We start from the raw sequence: 22,056 nt of genomic DNA, 5'->3' as shown, positions 1-22,056 counted from the left end.
CGACGAAGGAGGACGCGTATCGAGACCCGGTCGCGTGGTCTCGATACGGCGCTGGCGCGCCTACTCGACCGGCGGCTAGCGCCGGTCGAGTAGCGCCCGACGAAGGAGGACGCGTATCGAGACCCGGTCGCGTGGTCTCGATACGGCGCTGGCGCGCCTACTCGACCGACGGGTGCGGCGCTGGTCGAGTAGCGCCCGACGAACGAGGACGCGTATCGAGACCCGGTCGCGTGGTCTCGATACGGCGCTGGCGCGCCTACTCGACCGGCGAGCGCCGGTCGAGTAGCGCCCGACGAAGGAGGACGCGTATCGAGACCCGGTCGCGTGGTCTCGATACGGCGCTGGCGCGCCTACTCGACCGACGGGTGCGGCGCTGGTCGAGTAGCGCCCGACGAAGGAGGACGCGTATCGAGACCCGGTCGCGTGGTCTCGATACGGCGCTGGCGCGCCTACTCGACCGACGGGTGCGGCGCTGGTCGAGTAGCGCCCGACGAACGAGGACGCGTATCGAGACCCGGTCGCGTGGTCTCGATACGGCGCTGGCGCGCCTACTCGACCGACGGGTGCGGCGCCGGTCGAGTAGCGCCCGACGAAGGAGGACGCGTATCGAGACCCGGTCGCGTGGTCTCGATACGGCGCGGGCGCGCATACTCGACCGGCGGGTGGGGCGCTGGCGCGCCTACTCGACCGGCGGGTGCGGCTTCGTGCCACGGTGCAACGCGACGACGCCCATGGTGAGGTTGCGCCAGGCCGCATCGACGTACCCCGCCTCGCGGATCCACCCCGCCAGCGTGCGCTGGTCGGGCCACGCGTTGATCGACTCGTTGAGGTAGTCGTATGCCGTGTCGTTCGAGCTCGACAGGCGCACGAGCGGCGGCATCACGTAGCGCTGGTAGGCGTTGTAGCCGAACCGCACGAACGGCACCGGCGGCGTCGAGAACTCGCAGATCACGAGCCGCCCTCCGGGCTTGGTCACGCGGAAGAACTCGGCGAGCGCCCGCTTCGGCTCGTTCACGTTGCGCAGCCCGAACGAGATCGTCACTGCGTCGAAGCTCGCGTCGTCGAACGGCAGCTTCGTGGCGTCGGCCTCGACGAACACGAGGTTGGGCACGTGCGCCTGCCGCCGGCGGCCGACGTCGATCATGCCCGGCGAGAAGTCGGCTGCGACGACGGATGCCCCGGACCGCGCCAGGCTCGCACTCGAGGTGCCCGTTCCGGCCGCGACGTCGAGGATGCGCTGCCCCGGCTTCGGGTCGACGGCTTTGGTCGTCACGACCCGCCACAACGGGGCGTTGCCCACCGAGAGCACATTGTTGGTGCGGTCGTACCTGGCCGCCACCCGGTCGAACATCGCCGAGACCTCGTGCGGATCCTTACCGAGGTCAGCGCGTGTCATGGGTCGAGTCTACGGCGCGGGACATCCGCTCGTTCTGTGAGGTTTCTTCGCTTTTCTATGCAAAGGAATGTATTCGCGCTCGGTCATGTTGATGCTGACATGAAGGCAATCTGGAACGGCACCGTGATCGCGCAATCCGACGAAACCGTCGTCGTCGAGGGCAACCACTACTTTCCGCGCGAGTCGATCGACCCGCAGTACTTCGCTCCGAGCGACAACCGCAGCGTGTGCCACTGGAAGGGCACGGCGAACTACTTCCACGTCGAGGTCGACGGCAAGCGCAACCCGAACGCGGCCTGGTACTACGCGACACCGTCTGAGGCCGCAGCCGAGATCCGCGACCACGTCGCCTTCTGGCACGGGGTCGACGTCGTCGCGGCGTAACGCCGGTCGAGTAGGCGCGCAGCGCCGGTCGAGTAGGCGCGCAGCGCCGTATCGAGACCCCGAGTCACGCTGGTCTCGATACGCGTCCTCCTGCGTCGGGCGCTACTCGACCGACGAGCTGTCCGGTCGAGTAGGCGCGCAGCGCCGGTCGAGTAGGCGCGCAGCGCCGGTCGAGTAGGCGCGCAGCGCCGTATCGAGACCCCGAGTCACGCTGGTCTCGATACGCGTCCTCCTGCGTCGGGCGCTACTCGACCGACGAGCTGTCCGGTCGAGTCGGCGCGCAGCGCCGTATCGAAACCCCGAGTAGCGCTGGTCTCGATCGCGTCCGACTTCGTCGGGCACTACTCGACCGACGAACACCGGGCCGACGCAGTCGTAGGCTGGTGCGGTGAACCAGAAGCTCGTCGTGCGCACCGAGCCGGTCGACGAGCTCGCGCCGCTGATCCCGCGGGCCGACCCCCGGCACCCCCTGCTCTGGATGCGGCGCGGCGAGGGCATCGTCGGCCTCGGCGAGGTGCTGCGCATCGAGACGAGCGGGCCGACCCGCATCGAAGACGCCGCCGCCGCCTGGCGCTCGCTCGCCGCCATGGCGAGCGTCGACGACCGCGTCGGGCTGCCCGGCACCGGCCTCGTCGCCTTCGGCGCCATCGCGTTCGCCGACGACTCCGCGGCGACGAGCGTGCTCGTCGTTCCGTCGCTCGTGCTCGGGCGCCGCGAGGGGCGCGACTGGGTGACGCGCATCGCGCTGGCCGAATCGGTGGCCGGGTCGGCGGGCGAATCGGATGTCCCGGGCGACGCGTTCCCTCCCCTCGAGATTCCCGAGCCGACGCCCAAGCGGCGCGTGCCGCGCGTGACCTTCGAGCCGGGGGCGGTGCCGCCACCCGACTACGAGGCGAACGTCGCCGAGGCCGTGCGCCGCATCGACGCCGGCGAACTCGAGAAGGTCGTGCTGGCGCGGCAGCTCGTGGGCGAGCTGCACGAAGAAGACGGCCTGCGCGCCGTCATCAACCGGCTCGCCGAGGACTACCCCGACACCTGGGTGTTCGCCGTCGACGGACTCATCGGCGCAAGCCCCGAGACCCTCGTGCGCGTCGATCACGGCACGGTGTCGGCGCGCGTGCTGGCGGGCACGGCGTCACGAGGCGCGGGCGAGGCATCCGATCGCGAGCGAGCGGTCGCGCTGTCGGCCTCGCACAAAGACCTGGCCGAACACGCGCTCGCCGTCGCGAGCGCCGTGCAGCGACTCGAGCCGCACACGGCACGGCTCGACGCGAGTCCCGAGCCGTTCACGCTGCAGCTGCCGAACCTGTGGCACCTCGCCACCGACCTCAAGGGCACCCTCGGCGACGGGTCGAGCTCGCTCGACCTCGTGAGCGCCGTGCACCCCACGGCCGCGGTCGCGGGCACGCCGCGACCGGTCGCGCTGGCCGTGCTCGCCGAGCTCGAGGGCTTCGATCGCGGCCGCTACGCCGGTCCCGTCGGCTGGATCGACGGCGGCGGCGACGGCGAATGGGCGATCGCGCTGCGCTGCGCGCAGGTCGAGCCGTCGGGAGCGGTCGCAGCATATGCCGGTTGCGGCATAGTGCACGACTCGGAGCCCGCCGATGAGCTCGCAGAGACGCTCATGAAGTTCCGGCCGATCGTCGAGGCCTTCGGCGGGTAGGGAGTCGTCGGTCGAGTAGGCGCGCCAGCGCCGTATCGAGACCTGGTGACGTGGTCTCGATACGCTCCTTCGTCGCTACTCGACCGACGAGGGCTGGTCAGCCGTCGCTACTCGACCGACGAGGGCTGGTCAGCCGTCGCTACTCGACCGACGAGGGCCGGTCAGCCGTCGCTACTCGACCGACGAGGGCCGGTCAGCCGTCGCTACTCGACCGACGAGGGCTGGTCAGCCGTCGCTACTCGACCGACGAGTATGTGCTCAGCTCGCGGCGAGGCGGGCCTTCTGCTCCTCGACGTCGTAGTCGGCCTTCGGCCATTCGAGGTTCATCGCCTCGAGCGCGTCGATGAGCAGGTGCTGCACCGCGAGCCGCGAGTACCACTTGCGGTTCGCGGGGATGACGTACCACGGGGCATCCGTCGTCGATGTTCGATCGAAGGCGACCTGGTATGCCTCTTGGTACTTCGGAAAGAGCAGGCGCTCGTCGATGTCTCCGGGATTGAACTTCCAGTGCTTGTCGGGACGCTCGAGACGTTCGGCCAGGCGCTGCTTCTGCTCATCGAGCGAGATGTGCAGCATGACCTTGATGACAGTGGTGCCGGCCGCCGTGAGCTCGCGCTCGAAGTCGTTGATGGCGCCGTAGCGACGCTCGATCTCTTCGGGCGAGGCGAGCTCGCGCACGCGCCCGATGAGCACGTCTTCGTAATGCGACCGGTCGAACACGCCGATCATGCCGGCGCTGGGCGCCTGCTTGCGGATGCGCCAGAGGAAGTCGTGCGCGAGCTCTTCGTCGGTCGGCTTCTTGAACGCGGCGAGCTGCACGCCCTGCGGGTCGACAGCGCCCATGACGTGCTTGACGATGCCGCCCTTGCCCGCGGTGTCCATGGCCTGCAGCACGAGCAGCACGCGCCGTTCGTCGTCGCCCCCGCGGCTGTTGGCGAACAGCAGCTCCTGCTGCTCGGCGAGGATCGCAGCGCCCTCGGCGAGCGCCTTCTCGCCGTCGGCCTTGTCGCCGTCGAAGCCCGGATGCGAGTGCGGGTCGACATCGGCGAGCGTGAAGCCCTCGCCCGCGCGCAACAGCTCGCTCGGATCCGACGCCCAGTACGACTCCCGGCCCATGACACGCTCCCCTCGGTGCGGCGCCGCGCCGCGCAGGTCTCCATCCTGCCGTGCGCGGGCGTGCACGTCGAGGTGCGCCGCGCGGTGGGAGGTGGTCAGCGCGGCAGCGGCACCTCGAGGATCGACGGGCCGGCGATGCGGGTTGCGAGCGCCTCGTCGAGCTCGCCGCGGGTCGTAGCGCGCGAATAGGCCCACCCATAGGCGGCGGCGAGCGCGGCGAGGTCGACCTGTTGCGGAGTGAACTGCACGCGGTCGAAGGCATCGGCGGGGGCCGAGCCGGCGACCTCGAGCACGTCGAAGATCGTGCCGCCTCCGTCGTTGCCGACGATGAGCTGCAGGCGCGGGCGGGCCTCGCCGGCCCCGATCAGCAGCGAGCCCACGTCGTGCAGCAGGGTGAGGTCGCCGATGAGGGCGCGGGTCACTCCCCCGGCCTGGGTCGCGGCATCTGCCTGGCTCGCGATCGCGATGCCGAGCGCGGTCGCGACGGTGCCGTCGATGCCGGCGAGTCCGCGATTGGCGTGCACCGTGATGCGCCGCCCGGCCACCGCGCGATCGGCCGACCGGATGAGCCGCGACGCCCCGAACACCAGCCGGTCGTGCGGCCACGTCGCCGCCCACACCGCGTCGACGAGCATGCGCCGCGTGACCGGCGCGCGCACCGCGGCGAGCTGCGCCTTCATGTACTCGCGCTGCGCCGCGAAGTCGGCGACGTGCCCGGTCTCGTCGATGCCGCTGGCGAGCGGCTGCGGCTCGGGGAGTCCCGCCGCCACGAGCGTGCGACTCGCGTGCACCCACCGTCGGACCCAGGCGCGTTCGTCGTCGGTCTGCGGATGCTCCGCCGCATGCACCGCCCGTTCGAACCGGCGCACTCGGCGGCCGGGGTTGAACCACTCGATGCCCGATGGCGCCACGGCGATGGTCTCGACGTCGTCGCGCTGCACCAGCGCCGGAACCTCACGCGACAGCGTCGGATGCCCGAACACCACGGCACGCTGCACCTGGTCGCCGAAGCCCGGCTCACGCAGCAGGTCGCGGTAGGCGACGACGAGGTTCGGCCCGAAGCGGGCGCCGCTCGTGACCTCGGCGAAGAGCGGCCAGCCGCCGGTGCGGGCGAACTCCTCGGCCTCGGGGCCGGCGCCCGCGCCGGCGATCACGACGGTGCGCGGGCCGGGCTCGATGAGGGCGCCGTGCGAGGCTGCGGGTTGCGCCTCCCTCGTCGGTCGAGTAGCGAGCGCAGCGAGCGTATCGAGACCCTCACCGGGGGCAGGTCTCGATACGCGTCCTCCTTCGTCGGGCGCTACTCGACCGACGGGAGCGCGACCTCCTTCGTCGGGCGCTACTCGACCGACGGGAGCGCGACCTCCTTCGTCGGGCGCCACTCGGCCGGCGGAAGGGCCGGCGAACGAGAACGGCGACGACAGCGGCTCGCGCAGCTGCAGGTTGACGTGCACCGGGCCGGGCCCGGGATGCGCGATGAACGCGCCCCCGCCGTCGAACCCGAGCGCCGCGGCCACGGCATCGCGGGCGAGGCGGGCAGCGGCATCCGGTTCGCCTGCCGCACCCTCAGGCGCCGCGACATCGCGTTCGAGCCGCACCGCGCCGGCGAAGATTCCGGGCTGCATGGTCGTCTGGTTCGACCGGATGCCCCGTAGCTCGGCCGGGCGATCGGCCGTGAGCACGACGAGCGGCACGCCCGCGTGATGCGCCTCGAGCACGGCGGGGTGCAGGTTGGCGACGGCCGTGCCCGACGTCGTCACGACGATCGACGGATGCCGCGACTCGATCGCGAGGCCCACCGCGAGGAATGCGGCACCCCGCTCGTCGATGCGCACGTGCAGGCGCAGCATCCCGGCGCGCTCGAACTCGGCCGCCGCAAGCGCGAGCGCCTGCGAACGCGAACCCGGGGCGACCACGATGTCACGCACGCCGGAACGCACGAACCCCTCGAGCAGCGCGACGGCGAACGCGGTCGCAGGGCCCGGAGCCGGGTGGGGAGCCGCGCCGGGCGCGGTCGAAGCGGGCGACGCGGGCGGGCTCTCGGGCACGCCCGGATCAGGCATTCGGGCGACCGGACGGGCCCGCTTCACCCGGCGTCTCAGGGTTCTCGGGGCGCTTCGCGCCGGGCCCGGCCGGGTGCTGGTCGTCGGCGGGCGGTGTGTCGGGTTCGCGGTCGAGCTCGGCGAGTTCTTGCTCGAGACGGCGGATGCGTTCGTCTTGCTCGGCGTCTTGACCGAGCCGCCGCAGGAAATCGGTGTCGTCGTCGGGAGCCGTAGGGTGCCCTCGCCCGCCCGACGCCGAGCCGACTCGACGCCCCCGGCCGATGAGGAACCACAGCACGGGGCCGATGATCGGCACGAAGATGATCACGACGATCCACCAGCCGCGGGCGAGCCCGCGGATGCGCATGCGATCGAAGAACGCGCAGTCGGCGACGGCGTAGATCGTGAAGATCACGGCGGCGACGCCGAGTCCGAAGAGCAGCCGGGCCATGCCGACAGTCTAGGCGCGTCAGCGGCGTACTGGCTGGGAGCCGTGCTCAGCCAGCCCGCCTAAGATGTCAAGGTGAAATCCGTGCCCGTCTGGATCTGGTACACCGCGTTGCGCATCCTGCTGTTCGCGGTTCCGCTCGCCGTGCTGCTCGCCTTCGGTGTCAATCCGTGGATCTCCGCCGCGGTCGCCGCGCTGTTCGGGCTCAGCGCATCACTCATCTTCCTGCGCCGTCCGCGCGAGTCGATGTCGAGTGACCTCTACGCCGCACGCCACCGCGAGACACCGGTCGTGCGCGACGACGACGAGGCCGAAGACGCGGCCGTCGAGAGCGCCTCGAACGAGCGCACGGCCGAGTAGCGGCATCCGTCGGCGACTGCCGACCTGATCACAGCGCGAACGCGAGCCCCAGCCCCACGCCGTAGACGAGCGCGGTGAGGCTCACGAGCTGCAGCGCGATGATGAGCTCTCGCGGAGTCTTGGCGGTGAGCACGATGAGGCACGCCGGCAGTGCGGCCAGCAACGCCAGCAGCACGAGCCACGCCGGCGGGTAGAAGGGCGCGAAGAACACGGCGATGCCGAACGGCGCGAGCGTGAACACGACGAACAGGATGCGCCCCGCGAGCGGCCCGACGAGCACTGCCAGCGTGCGCTTGCCGGCGATCTTGTCTTGCGCGACGTCGCGCAGGTTGTTGGCCATGAGCACCGCGCACGCGAGCAGGCCTGCGCCGACGCCGCCGAGCCAGGCCTCGGTATTCACCGTGAGCGCCTGCACGTACGCCGACCCGGCGGTCGCGACGAGGCCGAAGAAGACGAACACGAACAGTTCGCCGAGGCCGTAGTAGCCGTAGGGGCGCTTGCCTCCGGTGTAGAACCAGGCGGCGACGATCGCGACGGCGCCGACCGCGAGCAGCCACCACTGCGCGGTGACGACGACCAGCGCGAGCCCGGCGAGCGCGGCGAGCGCGAAGAAGCTGAGCGCGACCGCGAGCACGTGCCGCGGTTTGGCGACGCCCGAACCCGTGAGGCGGACCGGACCGACCCGGTGCTCGTCGGTGCCGCGCACACCGTCGGAGTAGTCGTTGGCGTAGTTCACGCCGATCTGCAGCGCGAGCGCCACCATGAGCGCGAGCGCTGCGCGGGCCGGATGCCACGGGCCCTCGGCAATGGCCACGACCCCCGCCCCCGTGCCCAGCGCCACGGGAGCGATCGCGAGCGGAAGCGTGCGCAGGCGCGCGCCCGCCACCCAGTCGGCCGTGGTCGCGGGCTTCACCACCTTCTCTGACGGGCGGCCCGCGGCAGCCCGCGCCGGGTTGCCTGATCTGCCGTGCGTCGCTGCACGGGCCTTGATGTCGTCAGGATTGCTGCGCTGGGGTTTCGGGCGGGCCACGACACCATGCTAATTCGCGCCCGTGGGTTGGGGAGGCGCGCCGGCGCCGTCTCGAAACCGCGTCTAACTCGAGAGCAGTGCCGCGATCGCCCGGCGGTCGGGCTTGCCTGATGCGAGCAGTGGCATCCTGTCGACGACCATGAGCCGTACCGGCCGGGCGGCGGGCGGGAGCCCCGCGGCGTCGGTCGCCGCGACGAGGGTCTCGAGGTCGCCCGATGCCGCGGCTCGTTCGTCACGCCCTGGCGACTCCGACACTGATGCCACCACAGCATCAGTGTCGGAGTCGGAGTCAGTGTCGGAGTCGGTGTCGGCGTCGGAGTCGGAGTCGGAGTCAGTGTCGGAGTCGGCGTCGGCGTCGGCGGGGTGAGACCCTGATGGGTCGGCGACATCCGTTCGGGCGGCCACGACGACGAGGCGCTCGCCCCACTCGGCGTCCGCGGCGCGCACCGCGACCGCGTGCTCGAAGCCCGGCACGCGGCGCACCGCGCGCTCGACCTCGCCGAGCACAACCTTGACCCCGCCCGAGATGATCACGTCGTCGGCGCGGCCGCGCACCCGCAGGCGCCCGTCGGCCGTGAGCTCGCCGAGGTCGCCGGTGACGTACCAGCGAGTGCCGTCGCGGTCGGTGCGGAAGGCCTCGGCCGTGCGCTCGGGATCGCCAAGGTAGCCATCGGCCAGGCTCGAGGAGGTGAGCTCGATGCGCTGGTCATCGAAGCGCACACGCGTGTCACCGATGGGAGTGCCGTCGTAGATGCATCCGCCCGCCGTCTCGCTCGACCCGTACGTGCGCACGACACGAACTCCCGCAGCGGCAGCACGCTCGGCGATCGCCGGCGCAAGCGCCTGCCCGCCGACGAGCACGGCATCGAACGAGGAGAGCGCGGCCGCGATGAACGGGTCACGCTCGGCGGCGTCGAGCAGGCGGGCGAGCTGCGTGGGCACGAGCGACGTGTAGTGCGGCACGTGCGGCATCAGGTGCGCGGATGTCGCGGCGAACGCCGTCGCATCGAACCGGTCGCCCGGCACCGTGACGGTCGGGGTGCCCGCGAGGAGGCCGCGCACGAGCACCTGCGCGCCCGCGATGTAGTGGCCGGGCAGCGCCAGCAGCCACTGGCCGGCGCCGCCGAGCGCGTCGTGGGTGGCGTCGGCGCTCGCCACCAGGGCGTCGGCCGAGAGCGCGACCCGCTTCGGGGCGTCGGTCGAGCCGCTCGTCTCGACCACGAGCGCGATGCGGTCGTCGACGTGAGCGGCAATCCCGGCCCCGCGCCCGCTCCCGACTGCTCCCCCGTCATGTCGCGCAAATCGTGCCTTCACTCGCGGGATCGGGGCGATTTGCGCGACATCACCGTTCGCGGGGGCACGGGCAGAGGCTGGGGCAGGGGTAGAGGCGGGGGCGGGGACGGGCCAGACGGCCGGCCCGCCCTCGAGCGCGGTCTCGAGCGCGCGGGTGAGGGCAGGGACATCCGATGCCGGGACTCGCAGCAGCGGCTTCATCGCCGGGCCACGGGTGCTGGGTCGCCCGGGCCGACCGGGCCGACCGGGCCAGGGACGATCAGTGGCGGCGCCGACGCCGGCGCTAGAAGTGCCATGGGTAGGGGCCCCAGTCGGGGTCGCGCTTCTCGAGGAAGGCGTCGCGGCCCTCGACGGCCTCGTCGGTGCCGTAGGCCAGGCGCGTGGCCTCACCGGCGAAGACCTGCTGCCCGACCATGCCGTCGTCGACCGCGTTGAAGGCGAACTTCAGCATGCGGATCGCGGTGGGCGACTTCGTGAGAATCGTGCGGGCCATCGCGATCGCCTCGCGCTCGAGGTCGGCGTGCGCGACCACGCGGTTGACGGCACCCATCTCGTAGGCGCGCTCGGCCGAGTACTCTTCGGCCAGGAAGAACACCTCGCGGGCGAACTTCTGCCCGATCTGGCGGGCGAAGTAGGCCGACCCGTAGCCGGCGTCGAATGAGCCCACGTCGGCGTCGGTCTGTTTGAATCGTGCGTGCTCGCGGCTCGCGATCGTGAGGTCGCACACGACGTGCAGTGAGTGCCCACCGCCGGCCGCCCAGCCCGGCACGACCGCGATCACGACCTTCGGCATGAAGCGAATGAGCCGCTGCACCTCGAGGATGTGCAGGCGCCCGAGACCTGCCGATCGATTAGCCGACGAAGGAGGCGTATCGAGATCCTCGCCGGTGGTCTCGATACGCTCGCTGGCGCTCGCTACTCGACCGGCGGGCTCCTCGTACTTGTAGCCGTCGCGGCCGCGGATGCGCTGGTCGCCACCCGAGCAGAACGCCCAGCCGCCGTCTTTCGCGCTCGGCCCGTTGCCGGTGAGCAGCACGACCCCGATGCGGGGATTGGTGCGCGCGTCTTCGAGCGCGCGGTACAGCTCGTCGACCGTGTGCGGGCGGAACGCGTTGCGCACCTCTGGCCGGTCGAACGCGATGCGGGCGATGCGCCCGTCGAGCGAGTGGTGGTACGTGATGTCGCTGAAACCACCTGCGCCGGTGACGGCGGGCGCCGCGTCGGCCCACTCGCTCGCATCGAACAGTTCGGACACCTCGGCTGCCATGCGTCCAGCCTATTGCGGGCGATGAGCCGACTCATCCGTGGGCCCGGTGGGGTGAACCGCCCCGACGCGTACCTTCCGTCGCGATCTCCCGAGGGTGGATACTCAGAGCATGTTCATCACTGGGGTGCCTGCGGCCGACGCCGACGGCGAGGTCGCCGAGTACTACGAGACCCAACGGGGCATCTGGGGGTTCCTTCCGAACTACGCCGCGAGCTTCTCGCATCGACCCGATGTGGCCGCAGCCTGGCAGACGCTCAATCTGGCGATCCGGGGCGGCATGCATCGCCGCCGATACGAGATCGTCACGATCGCCGCGGCGCGTGCGCGGCGTTCGACTGCGTGCACGGCGGCGCACTCGAAATTCCTGCGTGACGTGTGCGGCGACGACGCCACGATGCGGTCGATCGCAGAACGGCCAGACGGCGCGAATCTCGGTGAGGTCGACCGCGCCCTCTATGAGTTCGCGACCGCCGTCGCCACTGATGCCGCTGCGATCCAGAGCGCCGACGTCGAGCGACTGCGCAGCCTCGGACTCACCGACAAGGACATCGCCGACGTCGTGTTCGCCGTGGCCGCTCGATGCTTCTTCACCGCGGTGCTCGACGCCACCGGAGCGCAACTCGATGCCGAGACCGCCGCCGAGTTCGCCCCCGAACTGCTCGCCTCGATGATCGTCGGACGCCCGGTCGCCGGCACCTGAGGCAGGAGACAGCGCGCCGCGGCCTGCGCAGTGCCACGATGGGTGCATGTCCGACGCCAGCGCCGCCGCACCCCTGCCGCCCGCCGCTCCTCTGCCGCCCCTCGACGAACTGCTCGGCTCCGCCCGCGTCGTCGCGCTGCCGCTCGTCACCCGGTTCCGCGGCATCGACCTGCGCGAGGCGATGCTGCTCGAGGGCCCCGAGGGGTGGACGGAGTTCTCGCCGTTCGCGGAGTACCCCGACGACGAGGCATCCGCCTGGCTCGCCGCCGCGATCGATTTCGGCTGGCACCCGACGCCGCCCATGCTGCGCGACCGCATTCCCGTGAACGCGACGATCCCGGCCGTCGATCCCGACAGCGTTGCGGCCGTGCTCGCCCGATTCCCCGGATGCCGTACTGCGAAAGTCAAGGTCGCAGCCCCCGACCAGACGATCGCGCAAGACGTGGCGCGCGTGCGCGCCGTGCGCGAAGCGCTCGGCCCCGAGGGCCGAATCCGCGTCGACGCCAACGGCGGCTGGAACGTCGACGAGGCCGAGCACGCCATGCACGCGCTCGCCCCGTTCGACCTCGAGTACGTCGAGCAGCCGTGCGCGAGCATCGCCGACCTGCTCGAGATCAGCATCCGCACCAAGTACATGGGCATCCCCATCGCCGCCGATGAGAGCGTCAGACGAGCCGATGACCCGCTGGCGGTCGCTGCGGCCGACGCCGCCGACATCCTCGTGGTGAAGGCGCAGCCACTCGGCGGCATCCGCCGAGTGCTCGCACTCATCGAGCACACCGGGCTGCCGGTTGTGGTGTCGAGCGCGCTCGACACGAGCGTCGGCCTCGGAATGGGCGCGCACCTCGCCGCGTCGGTTCCCTCGCTCGATTTCGACTGCGGGCTCGGCACCGCGTCGCTGCTGGCGGCGGATGTCTCGCACGCGCCGCTCGCTCCCGTCGACGGTGCCGTGGAGGTGCGCCGGGTGCTCCCCGACCCCGAGCTGCTCGACCGCTACGCCGCCGACGCCGAGCGCACCGACTGGTGGATCGAACGGCTCGGCCGCACGCATGCCTTGCTCGCAACACCTGCCGAGCAGTAGAAGTCAACCCCCAACTCTGGGGATCGGAATGGGCGGTTGCGCCCCGGCGCTCAGGGAGAGCACGGATGCCTCGCGGCGGCGACGCCGCGACCGTGGAGTCCGTGCGCGCCTCGACTGGGCGCGCACATCACCTATCCGGAGGAACCACATGTTCAAGCGAACCATGATCAACATCGGAGCGGGCGCCGCGCTCGCCGCGGCCGCGGTGCTCGGCACCGGCGCGGCCGCCTACGCGCACGAGTGCTACAACGCGAACCGTTCCGAGAACGGCAACGCCGGCGCCGACCACGCCGAGGGCTGGCTCACGGTGCACATCGCCGAGCTCACCCTCGGCCTGTCCGAGGAGGACGCGTCGTGCGTGCTCGACGCCTACGCAGAGACGGGATCGCCCACGTCGTTCACGATCAAGGTGAAGGGCGCGAACGGCTCGGGCGGCACGATCGGCGCGAACAACCCGAACAACGAGGCGAAGGCCGCCGATGGAAAGGGCATCGACGAGATCTTCGCCGCACACGGCGCGAGCATCGTCGGCAGCTTCGAGGCCTGCGGCGTCCCGATGCCGTTCTAGCAGCCGGCCCCGGTGGTCGAGTAGCGCGAAGCGCGTATCGAGACCCCGCAGCACGGGATCTCGATACGCCTCCTCCGTCGGCTAGGTCTCGATACGGCGCTGGCGCGCATACTCGACCCACCGCTCGATCGACGGTCGCTGCGGCCTACCAGAGCAGCAGCGGCACCGGCATCGAGGCCGAGTCGGCGAACCCGTCGCCGCCGTCGAACGTCGTGCGAATGAGGTGCACACCGGCCGGCAGCTTCGGCAGCTTGACCTTGAACACACCCGCCGCGTCGGCAATGACCTCGGCCGTCGCCAGCACGGTGTCGCCCTCGAGCACGGTGATCGTGCCGACCGGTGCGCTGCCGTCGAGCGCGACGACCGAGCCGACGACGTGCACGCCAGAGCCGGCCTTCGCCACCAGCTTGTTCGGCGCGGCCACGGTGACGGTCGCGACCGCCGGCGGCGGCTGCTCGTCGACCAGCACCGCCGCGGTGCGCGCCGGCACGGTGAGCGTGCCCGATGCGGCATCCCATGCCGTCGTCTTCACGACCTCGTCGGAACCGTTCGTCAACGCATCGGCCAGCTCGAACCCGCGTCCCGCGAGTCCGTCGACCTGCTCGGTGATCACATCGGGCGAGGCGTTGAACACGACGAGGGCTCCCTCGAGCTCGGGGTCGACGTCGTCGCCCACCAGGTCGTCGATGAGCATCGTGATGAGCCCGGGCGTCGCGTCGGCGCCGCTGTTCGGGAACGTCACCTTCTGGTCGATCAGCTCCGCTGAGCCGAGCCGCAGCAGCCCCACCGACTCGCGCACGCGCAGCAGGTCGAGAGCGGATGCCTCGGCCGCGGCGATATCCGCAGCACCCGGCTTCAGGGCGGGGTCGGCGAGCAGCGGGGCCATCTCGTCCCAGAAGTCGCCGTTGTCGGCCTCGGGCGGCAGGCCAGAGCCGAAGGTCGACTCCTGGCCGGTCCAGTCGATGCGGTTGAACCAGTCGCCCGAGTTGTAGCTGTTGCGGTCGAGCGACTTCGATCGCAGCAGCTCGGTGCCCGCATGCCAGAACGAGGGTGTCTGCGCGAACGCGGTGGTCGCGAGCGACAGCGTGTTCATGCGGATGCGGTCGGCCATCGTCGTGTCGACCGGCAACTTCAGCACGCCGTGATCGTAGAGCGTCTCGTTGTCGTGCGCGTCGACGTACGTGATGATCTCGTCGGGCTGCTCGGCGTAGCCGGCCGGCGAGCCCCGGTAATCGAGCTCGTCGCCGCGAACGATCTCGCCCGAGGCATCCGTCATCTCGTACGCGCGCAGGTTGCCCGCGAGGCCGAGTTTCACGAGATCGGTCTGGTGCGCGAGGTCGGCGAGCTGCTCCTCGGGCGTGCCGTCGGCGTAGGCGTTCGGGTCGGTGCCGAGGCCCGTGCCGAAGCCCTGGTCGAACTTCGTGTCGGCCGCGACGGGGCTGCCGCCGTGCACGGCGTCGCGCAGCCGGTCGCTGAACGTGCCGATGCCGGTGCCCCCGAGCTGGCCCTGGGTGGCCTGCTCGAACAGTGCGTTGTTCGCGACCTCGCCGAAGTTCCAGCCTTCGCCGTACAGGTAGACGGATGACCCGTCGACGCCGTCGTTCTCGAGCGTGAGCTCGTCGAGCGCGGCCCGCACGGCGAGCATGTTCGCCTTCGAGTGGTGGCCCATGAGGTCGAAGCGGAACCCGTCGACCTTGTACTCCTTCGCCCACAGCACGACCGAGTCGACCATGAGCTTCTGGGCGACCTCGTGCTCGGTGGCGATGTTCTGGCAGCACGTCGAGGTCTCGACGTTGCCCACCGCGTTCAAGCGCTGGTAGTAGCCGGGCACGATCTTGTCGAGCACCGACTTCCCACCCTGACCCGAAGCCGCGGTGTGGTTGTAGACCTCGTCGAGCACCACCTGCAGGCCGGTCGCGTGCAGGGCACCGACCATCTCGCGGAACTCGCCCACGCGGGCGGCGCCGTTCGGGTCGACCGCGTACGAGCCCTCGGGCGCCTGGAAGTGGAACGGGTCGTAGCCCCAGTTGAAGCCGTCGAGGTCGCGGATCCCGTTGATGCAGGCCTGCTGCTCGGCGGAGGCCGGGCCGAACGACGCGAGGTCGCACGCGGGCGTCGCCTGCGCGGCCCGGTTCTCCTCGATCGTGGCGATGTCGAACGTCGGCAGCAGGTGCACCGTGTTGATGCCCGCCTCGGCGAGCTGCTCGAGCTGGGCGGTGCCCGCCGAGTCGCGGGTGAACGCGCGGTAGGTGCCGCGCTCGGCCTCGGGAACCGTCTCATCGGTGATTGAGAAGTCGCGGACGTGCAGCTCGTAGATCGCGCGGTCGACCGCGCGCTCGACGACGGGCGCCGGCGTGTCCTCCCATTCGGCGGGCCGCAGCGCCGGAGCGTCGAGGTCGACGACCACCGAGCGTGCCGAGTTCGTGGTGAGGGCCACCGAGTACGGGTCGGTCACCGAGTTCGTCTCGATCGCGCCGGTTGTCGGCGCGTACACGTCGAGCGACCAGCGGTACTCGTCACCCGCGGCGAGGCCGTCGACGCTCCAGGTGCCGTCGGCGGCGTCGAACGCGGCCTCGATCAGCTCGGGGTCACCGGCCGCGCCGGCGGTCCAGCGCTCGAGCGACACCGACTGGGCGGTCGGCGCCCACAGCGTGAGCTTCGCGGCGTCGCCGTCCCACGTGACGCCGAGCGGCACGGATGCCACGGCGTCGGCGTAGAGGTCGTCGAGCACGCCCGGCACCTGCACGCCGGTGAAGGCGGTGAGTGTGTCGTCGCTCGCCCGCTGCGCGACCGCGACCTGCTCGGTGAGCAACTGCGCCACTGCCGCGCGGTCGACACCGACCGGGTGCAACGCGATGACGCCGTCGAGCTGCGGGAACTTCGCGAGCTGCGCATCGCTGAGCCCCGCCGGGTCGTAGGCGAGCTCGACGGCGTCGCCGCCGCCGATCACGGCACCCTCGCTCACCGCGAGCGACCCGTCGGGCGAGTGCTCGAGCGACCACGAGACATCCGTCGCCTCAGCGCCGCCGAGCAGCTCGGCCGGCCAGGCCAGCGTGTCTTCGCTCACCCAATGCGCCCGCGACTGGCCCGAACCGGCGAGCGGCGGGTCGGTCACGACGATCTCGAGCACGTGCGTCGCGATTGTGTAGCGGAGCTCGATGAGCTTGCCGGCCGTCGCGGTGAACGTGTAGTTCGCACCGCCGGGTGCGCCGCCGACGCCGTAGTTCTCGTCCCACGAGCCGCCGTGCGCGACCTTCACCTCATATGCGCCGTCGGGAATATCGTCGGTCGCGTACGTGTAGACGCCGTCCTTGTCGCCGTCCTGCATGAGCGATGCGAGGCATTCGGGCTGCCAGTCGCCGGGGCATCCGACCTCTTGCTGGAAGCTGCCGGGCAGCGTCACCGTGGGACCCTCGGCGGTCGACGAGATCACCTTCGTCGTCGGGTTCCAATAGAACGTGATGGGTCCGCCTGGGTGGCTGTACGTGACGTTCGGGCCGTTGGGCTCGCCGTTCGCGCCGTAGTTGACATCCCAGCTGCCGTTGACCGCGACCTTGTACTCGTGGTCGCCCGCGGGCACGTCGAACGTGCCGGCGTAGATGCCGTCGGCGCGCAGCGTGAGCTTCGCGACCTCGCAGCCGGGAGCCCAGTCGCCCGCGCAGCCCATCTCGGAGTTGTGCGAGCCGGGCACGGTCACGAGGTCGATCGGCTGCTCGGGCTCCTCCGCTTCGACGAGGTTCACGGCGTTGCCGACGCTCGCGTACGTGCTCGCCGCCGAGCGGTTGCCAGCCGCGTCGGTCGACACCGCGCGGTACTCGAGCAGCGTGCCGTTCGCGAGACCGGCCGTGTCGTGGAAGACGCGGGGGCTCGTGTCTTCCGCGGTGCCGAGCGCGTGCCACGCGTCGTCGCCCGTCGCGCCCGCGACGCGCCAGGCGAAGCTCGTCTCCTGCCAGGTCGCGTCGTCGACGTCGGCCGCGACCGGCGTCACCCCGGTGACGCCGGCTCCGGTGGCGGGTACCGAGACCGAGATGGCGGATGCCGCGTCGGGGGCACTCACCGTGCGGTCGGCCTTCAGCACCACGGTGCCGAGCGCCGGCACGGTGACGGATGCCACGCCGTCGGCGTCGGCCGTGACGCCCGGACCGTCGGCTCCGGCCGAGCGGTACAGCACCTCGAACACGCCGCCCTTCGTGAGGGTCGACACGTCGACGGCCTTCTCGGCATCGGAGTTGTTCGTCGCGACGAGCACCTCGACCTGCTCGGCCCGGTCGACCCGCGAGAACGCGTAGACGCCCGCGCCGTTGTCGACGTAGCGCTCGATCTGCGCACCCGTGGCGAGCGCGGGGTGAGCCGCCCGCAGCGCAGCGAGGTCCGAGATGTGGGCGTAGAGCGGGGCGTCGGTGCCGAAGCGGTCGACGCTGCCCGCGGTCTCGCCCGTGACCAGCTGCTGGTTCTGGTAGTCGGCGACGTCGCTCGCGAAGAGCGTCTGGCGGGCGTCTTTGTCGCCGCCCGAGCCGGCGAAGCCCTGCTCGTCGCCGTAGTAGACCACGGGCTGGCCGCGCGTGAGGAAGAGCAGCTCGTGTGCGAGCTCATCGCGCTGCAACGGGGCATCCGTCGAACTCAGGAAGTAGCCCACGCGACCCATGTCGTGGTTTCCGAGGAACGTGGGCAGGGCCGTCGCCGACGAGTCGGGGGTCGTGTAGTAGTCGTCGCCAGCGAAGAGCGACTGCAGGTTCTTCGCCGAATTGCCGGCGGCGAAGCTGACCGCCTGCGACTGGAATGTGAAGTCGAGCACCGAGTTCATGTCGGTGTTGCGCACGTAGGGGCTGAGCTTCACGGGGTCGGCGTCGTAGACCTCGCCGAACATGAAGAAGTCGGGCTTGCCGGCGGCGTGCGCGTAGTCGAGCACCTGCGTGGACCACTGCTCCCAGAACTCGAAGTTCACGTGCTTGGCGGTGTCGATGCGGAAGCCGTCGATGCCGAGGTCGATCCACTGCTGGTAGACGTCGACGAAGCCGTTCACCACGGTCGGGTGCTCGGTCATGAGGTCGTCGAGGCCGACGAAGTCGCCGAACGTGACCGACTCGCCCTCCCACGTCGAGTCGCCGCGGTTGTGGTAGAGCGTCGGGTCATTGAGCCAGGCCGGCACCTTGGCCGTCGCGTCGTCACCGGTCAGCACCGGCGTGTACGGAAAGCTCGTCGCCGCGTCGAGCGCGGGGAAGTCGGCGCCCGTGTCGGCGTCGGCGAAGTCGGCCGGGTCGAAGGCCGCCCCATCGGCGTCGAGGTACGGCGACGTGGCCTGGTCGATGTAGTCGTAGGCCTGCTCTTCGTAGTCGATGACGTCGGCCGTGTGGTTCGTGATGATGTCGAAGTAGACCTTGATGCCCTTGGCGTGCGCCTCGGCGATGAGTGCCTCGAGCTCGGCGTTGGTGCCGAGGTGCGGGTCGATCTGGGTGAAGTCGGTGATCCAGTACCCGTGGTAGCCGGCGCTCGCGTTCGCGCCCTCGCCCTGCACCGGGCGGTTCTTGAAGCTCGGGGTCAGCCAGATCGCGGTCGTGCCGAGTCCGTCGATGTAGTCGAGCTGCTGGCGCAGTCCCGCGAGGTCGCCGCCGTTGTAGAAGCCCTTGTCGGTCGGGTCGAAGCCCGTCGTGAGGCGGTCGCCCGTGAGCCCGCCTTCGTCGTTGGCAGTGTCGCCGTTGGCGAAGCGGTCGGTCATGACGAAGTAGAACACCTCGTCGCTGCCGGGCTGGCGCACCGGGTCGGCGACGAGCGAAGCGTCGGATGCCTCGTCGTAGGCGCCGCGCAGCGCCGCCGCGGTTGCCTCGAGGCCGACCCGCTTCAGGTTGTCATCGAACACGACGCGCACCGGGCTGTCGCCCGCGACGGTCAGCGGGATGTTGTCGCCGCCGCCGTTCAGGCCGTACGCCTCGTCCCAGGTGTCGTTGACGGCGACCTTGTACTCCCAGGTACCCGCCGGGATCGTGAACTCGGCGGCATAGACCCCAGGCGTGCCGGTCGCGATGAGCTCGGTCTCGGCGCATTCGGGCTGCCAGTCGGCGGAGCATCCGAGCTCGCTCTGCAGCGAGCCCACGAGCGCGAACGTGCGCGGCTCTTCGGCCGCGGCCGCGAGGCCCGGCATCACGATCAGGGCCGACGCGGCGAGCGCCCCCGAGACCACCAGTGCGAACCAACTTTTCGCGCGCGTGCGACCTGTCATCTTCGACTCCCGATTCCCGGCGCGACTCCGCGCCTCCGACACTGTTGGCGAAGGTAGCAGCGCCGAGGCGGTTAATGCAAGCGCTTACAGATCGGATGACCCGTCACGGCGGCTCTCGCTCGTTCAGGCGCATCGATCCATGCAAACGCTCTCACTCCTTGGTCACGCCGCTCACGCGCGCCGCGCGTGCCGCTGACATCGTCAGGCGACGATGAGCAGGCCCGTGACGAACATGAAGAGGACGCCCCCGATGATGCCCGCCACGGTGACCGGCGTCAGGACCCGGCCGGTGTCGCTGCGCAGCAGCGGGAGGAGCTTCACCGCGACTTGTGCGACGGCGCCCGCGCCGACGCCGAGCAGGAGGGATGCGAGGGTGGGCTGATTGGCGGATGCCCCGACGAGTGCGCCGAGGATCGCCGGAGCACCGGCGATGAGGCCGAGGATCGCGAGCCGGCCGAGTCGCGGCCGCGTCCGTGCGAGCGGGGTGACGATCGCGAGTCCTTCGGTGGTGTTGTGGATCGCGAAGCCGATGACCAGGGATGCCCCGAGCGCGAGGGATCCGATCGCATACGCCGAGCCGATGGCCAGGCCTTCGCCGAGGTTGTGCAGGCCGATTCCGGTCGCGATCAGGAGCGCGAACATCTGCGGTGGCAGCGCCACTTCGTCGCCCCGATCGCGTCGTCGCCGCACGGCGAGCCCCTCGACCCCCTCGAGGACCAGATACGCGATGACCGCCCCCAACAACACGACGAGGCTCCCCCCGAAGGCCGCGCTGCCTGCGGCGAGTTCGAGTCCCTCGAGCGTGGCATCCACCGTCAGGTAGACGAGCAGGCCCACCGTGAAGGCGAGCAGCCCCCGCACCCAGGCGCGGGATGCGCGACGCACGAACGGCAGCCACAGCATGCCGAGGCCGATGGGGATCACCCCGACATAGATCCCGAGGAGCACCATCAGCCCGAAGAACTGCGCGCCCTTCTCGGGGCTCGGCGCGGCATCGACCTCGGCGGTGACCTTGCCCCCGGCCGAGGTGATCAGGGTGATCTCGTACGGGTCGCCCGGCACCCAGTCGTAGCCGACCGTGATCGTATTCGGTTGGAGCGGCGCCATCTGCTCGGTGGTCTGCGTGAACTGGGCGAAGAAGTCCGACACGTTGACCTGCGCGACCGTCACGGGGTCGACGCCCTCGTTGCGAACGGCGAGGATGATGCGGCCGGGCTCGAATCGGATGTTCTCGATCGCCACCGCCTCTTCGGGCACGCGTCCCTCGCCGCCGGTGATGCCGGGGGCGTTGAGGAGGGTGAAGAGTCCGATGAGGAGGGCGATGAGCGCCAGCGGGCCGACACCGAGCAGCCAACGCGGAACACTGCGTGAACCCGATTCGCCGTCGTGCTGTTGCGATGTCGTTCGCGGGGAGGTCGTCACTCGGTCACCTCGAAGAAGCCCATCCAGCCGAGCTCGGCGAACTCGACCTTGTGCGCGTGGAACATGTACTTGCCCGGGTACGGGAAGCGGATGTCGAGGATGCCGCGCTGGCCCTGCATCTGCGAGACGGTGTCGGTGTACTCGCTCGGCGTGAGCATGGTGCCGGTCGGGTAGTAGTGGAAGAAGTTGGCGTGCACGTGGAACGAGTTGACGGGGTCGTACTCGAGCGCGTTGATCAGGTGGATGCGCACGAGCGCGTTGCGCTTCACCTGCACGGGGTGATCCATGAAGTGGAACGGCAGGCCGTTGACCGAGTAGAACTCGTTGTCGTCGCCGCCATCGGTGTTGTACCCGTTCATGATCATCACCATCTCGTCGTCGGCCGGCTCGCGCCCGCGCTTCGGCTCGATGATGAACCCGCCGTAGAGGCCCTTCGCGATGTGGGGGGCCAGTGGCGACTGGTGGCAGTGGTAGAGATGCGTGCCGAACGGGACGGCATCGAACTCGTAGGTGAACGAGGTGCCCGGCAGGATCGACCCGCCGCCGATGCCGGGTGTCCCGTCCATCTCGGCAGTGTGGATTCCGTGGAAGTGGATCGTGTGCGGGTGCTGGCCCGCGTTCGTGAACTCGATCCTCAGCGCGTCGCCCTCGCGACACCACAGCGTCGGCCCGGGAATACGCCCGTTGTAGGTCCAGGCCGGGAAGATCACGCCGGGCGCGATCTCGATGTCACGGTCGATCGCGGTGATCTTCCACTCGCGCAGGACCTGCCCGCTCGGCAGTGTGGTAACGGTGCCGGCGTCGAAGTCGCGCAGGATCGCCGTCGGGTCGATCCCGGCACGCTCGGGCGGTACCGAGCCGGTGGGAAAGCCCGCGTGCCCGACATGGTTCGTCGGGGTCGTCTTCGTCGAACCGGATGACCCGTGGTCGCCGCCGCTCGGGTGCTCTCCGGCGTCATGTGTGGACGTTGCTGCGGCCGTTCCGAGCACGGCCGCGGGAAGGGCGGCCGCAGCGCCCAGCAGCACGTTGCGTCGACTGGGGAGTTCGACCATGAAGACCTCCGTTCGAGCGA

The 22,056-nt window shown here is 70.5% G+C and carries 16 protein-coding genes; 6 read left to right on the top strand and 10 right to left on the bottom strand.

Annotated elements, in window-relative coordinates; translation table 11 throughout:
• Positions 1–679: 679 nt before the first annotated feature.
• The gene (locus tag ABD164_RS08515; RefSeq protein WP_344295393.1) at positions 680–1,396 is read right to left on the bottom strand and encodes a class I SAM-dependent methyltransferase; all 717 of its coding nucleotides are present in this window, start codon (positions 1,394–1,396) and stop codon (positions 680–682) included.
• 99 nt (positions 1,397–1,495) lie between these two features.
• Between ABD164_RS08515 and ABD164_RS08510 the strand changes: the two genes are divergently transcribed.
• Positions 1,496–1,780, top strand: a complete 285-nt coding sequence (locus ABD164_RS08510; protein WP_344295392.1) for a DUF427 domain-containing protein — start codon at positions 1,496–1,498, stop codon at positions 1,778–1,780.
• Between the two features lie 388 nt (positions 1,781–2,168).
• The gene (locus ABD164_RS08505; protein WP_344295390.1) at positions 2,169–3,443 is read left to right on the top strand and encodes an isochorismate synthase; all 1,275 of its coding nucleotides are present in this window, start codon (positions 2,169–2,171) and stop codon (positions 3,441–3,443) included.
• 258 nt (positions 3,444–3,701) lie between these two features.
• Here the strand turns inward: ABD164_RS08505 and ABD164_RS08500 are convergent, their stop codons facing one another.
• From ABD164_RS08500 to ABD164_RS08490, 3 genes are all read right to left on the bottom strand, one after another.
• Positions 3,702–4,559, bottom strand: coding sequence for a polyphosphate kinase 2 family protein (locus tag ABD164_RS08500; protein ID WP_344295388.1), 858 nt, complete (start codon positions 4,557–4,559; stop codon positions 3,702–3,704).
• Positions 4,560–4,654: 95 nt separating this feature from the next.
• A complete protein-coding gene (gene menD, locus ABD164_RS08495; RefSeq protein ID WP_344295386.1) occupies positions 4,655–6,619 on the bottom strand; it encodes a 2-succinyl-5-enolpyruvyl-6-hydroxy-3-cyclohexene-1-carboxylic-acid synthase in 1,965 nt (654 codons plus the stop codon).
• Positions 6,612–7,049, bottom strand: coding sequence for a PLDc N-terminal domain-containing protein (locus ABD164_RS08490; protein ID WP_344295384.1), 438 nt, complete (start codon positions 7,047–7,049; stop codon positions 6,612–6,614). Before ABD164_RS08490 ends, menD begins: the two co-directional genes overlap by 8 nt.
• A 72-nt stretch (positions 7,050–7,121) precedes the next feature.
• Here ABD164_RS08490 and ABD164_RS08485 point away from each other — a divergent pair, with 72 nt between their 5' ends.
• Positions 7,122–7,406 (top strand): DUF4229 domain-containing protein, encoded by a 285-nt coding sequence (locus tag ABD164_RS08485; protein WP_344295382.1) that lies wholly within the window; start codon positions 7,122–7,124, stop codon positions 7,404–7,406.
• A 28-nt stretch (positions 7,407–7,434) separates the two neighbouring features.
• Here ABD164_RS08485 and ABD164_RS08480 read toward each other — a convergent pair whose 3' ends face one another.
• The 3 genes from ABD164_RS08480 to ABD164_RS08470 all read right to left on the bottom strand — a co-directional run bounded on the left by ABD164_RS08480 (position 7,435) and on the right by ABD164_RS08470 (position 10,996).
• The gene (locus tag ABD164_RS08480) at positions 7,435–8,436 is read right to left on the bottom strand and encodes a 1,4-dihydroxy-2-naphthoate polyprenyltransferase (protein WP_344295380.1); all 1,002 of its coding nucleotides are present in this window, start codon (positions 8,434–8,436) and stop codon (positions 7,435–7,437) included.
• A 63-nt stretch (positions 8,437–8,499) separates the two neighbouring features.
• Positions 8,500–9,930 (bottom strand): AMP-binding protein, encoded by a 1,431-nt coding sequence (locus ABD164_RS08475; protein WP_344295378.1) that lies wholly within the window; start codon positions 9,928–9,930, stop codon positions 8,500–8,502.
• An 82-nt stretch (positions 9,931–10,012) separates the two neighbouring features.
• The gene (locus ABD164_RS08470) at positions 10,013–10,996 is read right to left on the bottom strand and encodes a 1,4-dihydroxy-2-naphthoyl-CoA synthase (RefSeq protein WP_344295377.1); all 984 of its coding nucleotides are present in this window, start codon (positions 10,994–10,996) and stop codon (positions 10,013–10,015) included.
• Between the two features lie 109 nt (positions 10,997–11,105).
• On the opposite strand from ABD164_RS08470, the gene ABD164_RS08465 reads away from it, so the two are divergent.
• From ABD164_RS08465 to ABD164_RS08455, 3 genes are all read left to right on the top strand, one after another.
• Positions 11,106–11,696 carry a carboxymuconolactone decarboxylase family protein gene (locus ABD164_RS08465; RefSeq protein WP_344295375.1) on the top strand — a complete coding sequence of 197 codons (591 nt, stop codon included), beginning with the start codon at positions 11,106–11,108 and terminating at the stop codon, positions 11,694–11,696.
• Between the two features lie 46 nt (positions 11,697–11,742).
• Positions 11,743–12,777: an o-succinylbenzoate synthase gene (locus ABD164_RS08460; RefSeq protein ID WP_344295373.1), complete on the top strand. Its 1,035-nt coding sequence runs from the start codon at positions 11,743–11,745 to the stop codon at positions 12,775–12,777.
• A gap of 148 nt (positions 12,778–12,925) precedes the next feature.
• Positions 12,926–13,345: a hypothetical protein gene (locus tag ABD164_RS08455; protein WP_344295372.1), complete on the top strand. Its 420-nt coding sequence runs from the start codon at positions 12,926–12,928 to the stop codon at positions 13,343–13,345.
• A 145-nt stretch (positions 13,346–13,490) separates the two neighbouring features.
• Here ABD164_RS08455 and pulA read toward each other — a convergent pair whose 3' ends face one another.
• The 3 genes from pulA to ABD164_RS08440 all read right to left on the bottom strand — a co-directional run bounded on the left by pulA (position 13,491) and on the right by ABD164_RS08440 (position 22,036).
• Complete coding sequence (pulA, locus tag ABD164_RS08450; protein WP_344295370.1) at positions 13,491–19,562, bottom strand: pullulanase-type alpha-1,6-glucosidase; 6,072 nt, start codon at positions 19,560–19,562, stop codon at positions 13,491–13,493.
• A gap of 201 nt (positions 19,563–19,763) precedes the next feature.
• Complete coding sequence (locus tag ABD164_RS08445; protein WP_344295367.1) at positions 19,764–20,984, bottom strand: ZIP family metal transporter; 1,221 nt, start codon at positions 20,982–20,984, stop codon at positions 19,764–19,766.
• The gene (locus tag ABD164_RS08440) at positions 20,981–22,036 is read right to left on the bottom strand and encodes a multicopper oxidase domain-containing protein (protein WP_344295366.1); all 1,056 of its coding nucleotides are present in this window, start codon (positions 22,034–22,036) and stop codon (positions 20,981–20,983) included. The genes ABD164_RS08445 and ABD164_RS08440 overlap by 4 nt, the downstream gene beginning before the upstream one ends.
• Positions 22,037–22,056 lie beyond the last annotated feature (20 nt).

Source organism: Agromyces neolithicus, assembly GCF_039529735.1.
GTDB lineage: Bacteria > Actinomycetota > Actinomycetes > Actinomycetales > Microbacteriaceae > Agromyces > Agromyces neolithicus.
This window is presented reverse-complemented; position numbering and strand designations above follow the sequence as displayed.

Coding starts and splice junctions, on each gene's coding strand:
- ABD164_RS08465 (WP_344295375.1), top strand. CDS start 11,106: ATGTTCATCACTGGGGTGCCTGCGGCCGACGCCGACGGCGAGGTCGCC.
- ABD164_RS08490 (WP_344295384.1), bottom strand. CDS start 7,049: ATGGCCCGGCTGCTCTTCGGACTCGGCGTCGCCGCCGTGATCTTCACG.
- ABD164_RS08440 (WP_344295366.1), bottom strand. CDS start 22,036: ATGGTCGAACTCCCCAGTCGACGCAACGTGCTGCTGGGCGCTGCGGCC.
- ABD164_RS08510 (WP_344295392.1), top strand. CDS start 1,496: ATGAAGGCAATCTGGAACGGCACCGTGATCGCGCAATCCGACGAAACC.
- ABD164_RS08515 (WP_344295393.1), bottom strand. CDS start 1,396: ATGACACGCGCTGACCTCGGTAAGGATCCGCACGAGGTCTCGGCGATG.
- ABD164_RS08470 (WP_344295377.1), bottom strand. CDS start 10,996: ATGGCAGCCGAGGTGTCCGAACTGTTCGATGCGAGCGAGTGGGCCGAC.
- pulA (WP_344295370.1), bottom strand. CDS start 19,562: ATGACAGGTCGCACGCGCGCGAAAAGTTGGTTCGCACTGGTGGTCTCG.
- ABD164_RS08500 (WP_344295388.1), bottom strand. CDS start 4,559: ATGGGCCGGGAGTCGTACTGGGCGTCGGATCCGAGCGAGCTGTTGCGC.
- ABD164_RS08455 (WP_344295372.1), top strand. CDS start 12,926: ATGTTCAAGCGAACCATGATCAACATCGGAGCGGGCGCCGCGCTCGCC.
- ABD164_RS08460 (WP_344295373.1), top strand. CDS start 11,743: ATGTCCGACGCCAGCGCCGCCGCACCCCTGCCGCCCGCCGCTCCTCTG.
- menD (WP_344295386.1), bottom strand. CDS start 6,619: ATGCCTGATCCGGGCGTGCCCGAGAGCCCGCCCGCGTCGCCCGCTTCG.
- ABD164_RS08475 (WP_344295378.1), bottom strand. CDS start 9,930: ATGAAGCCGCTGCTGCGAGTCCCGGCATCGGATGTCCCTGCCCTCACC.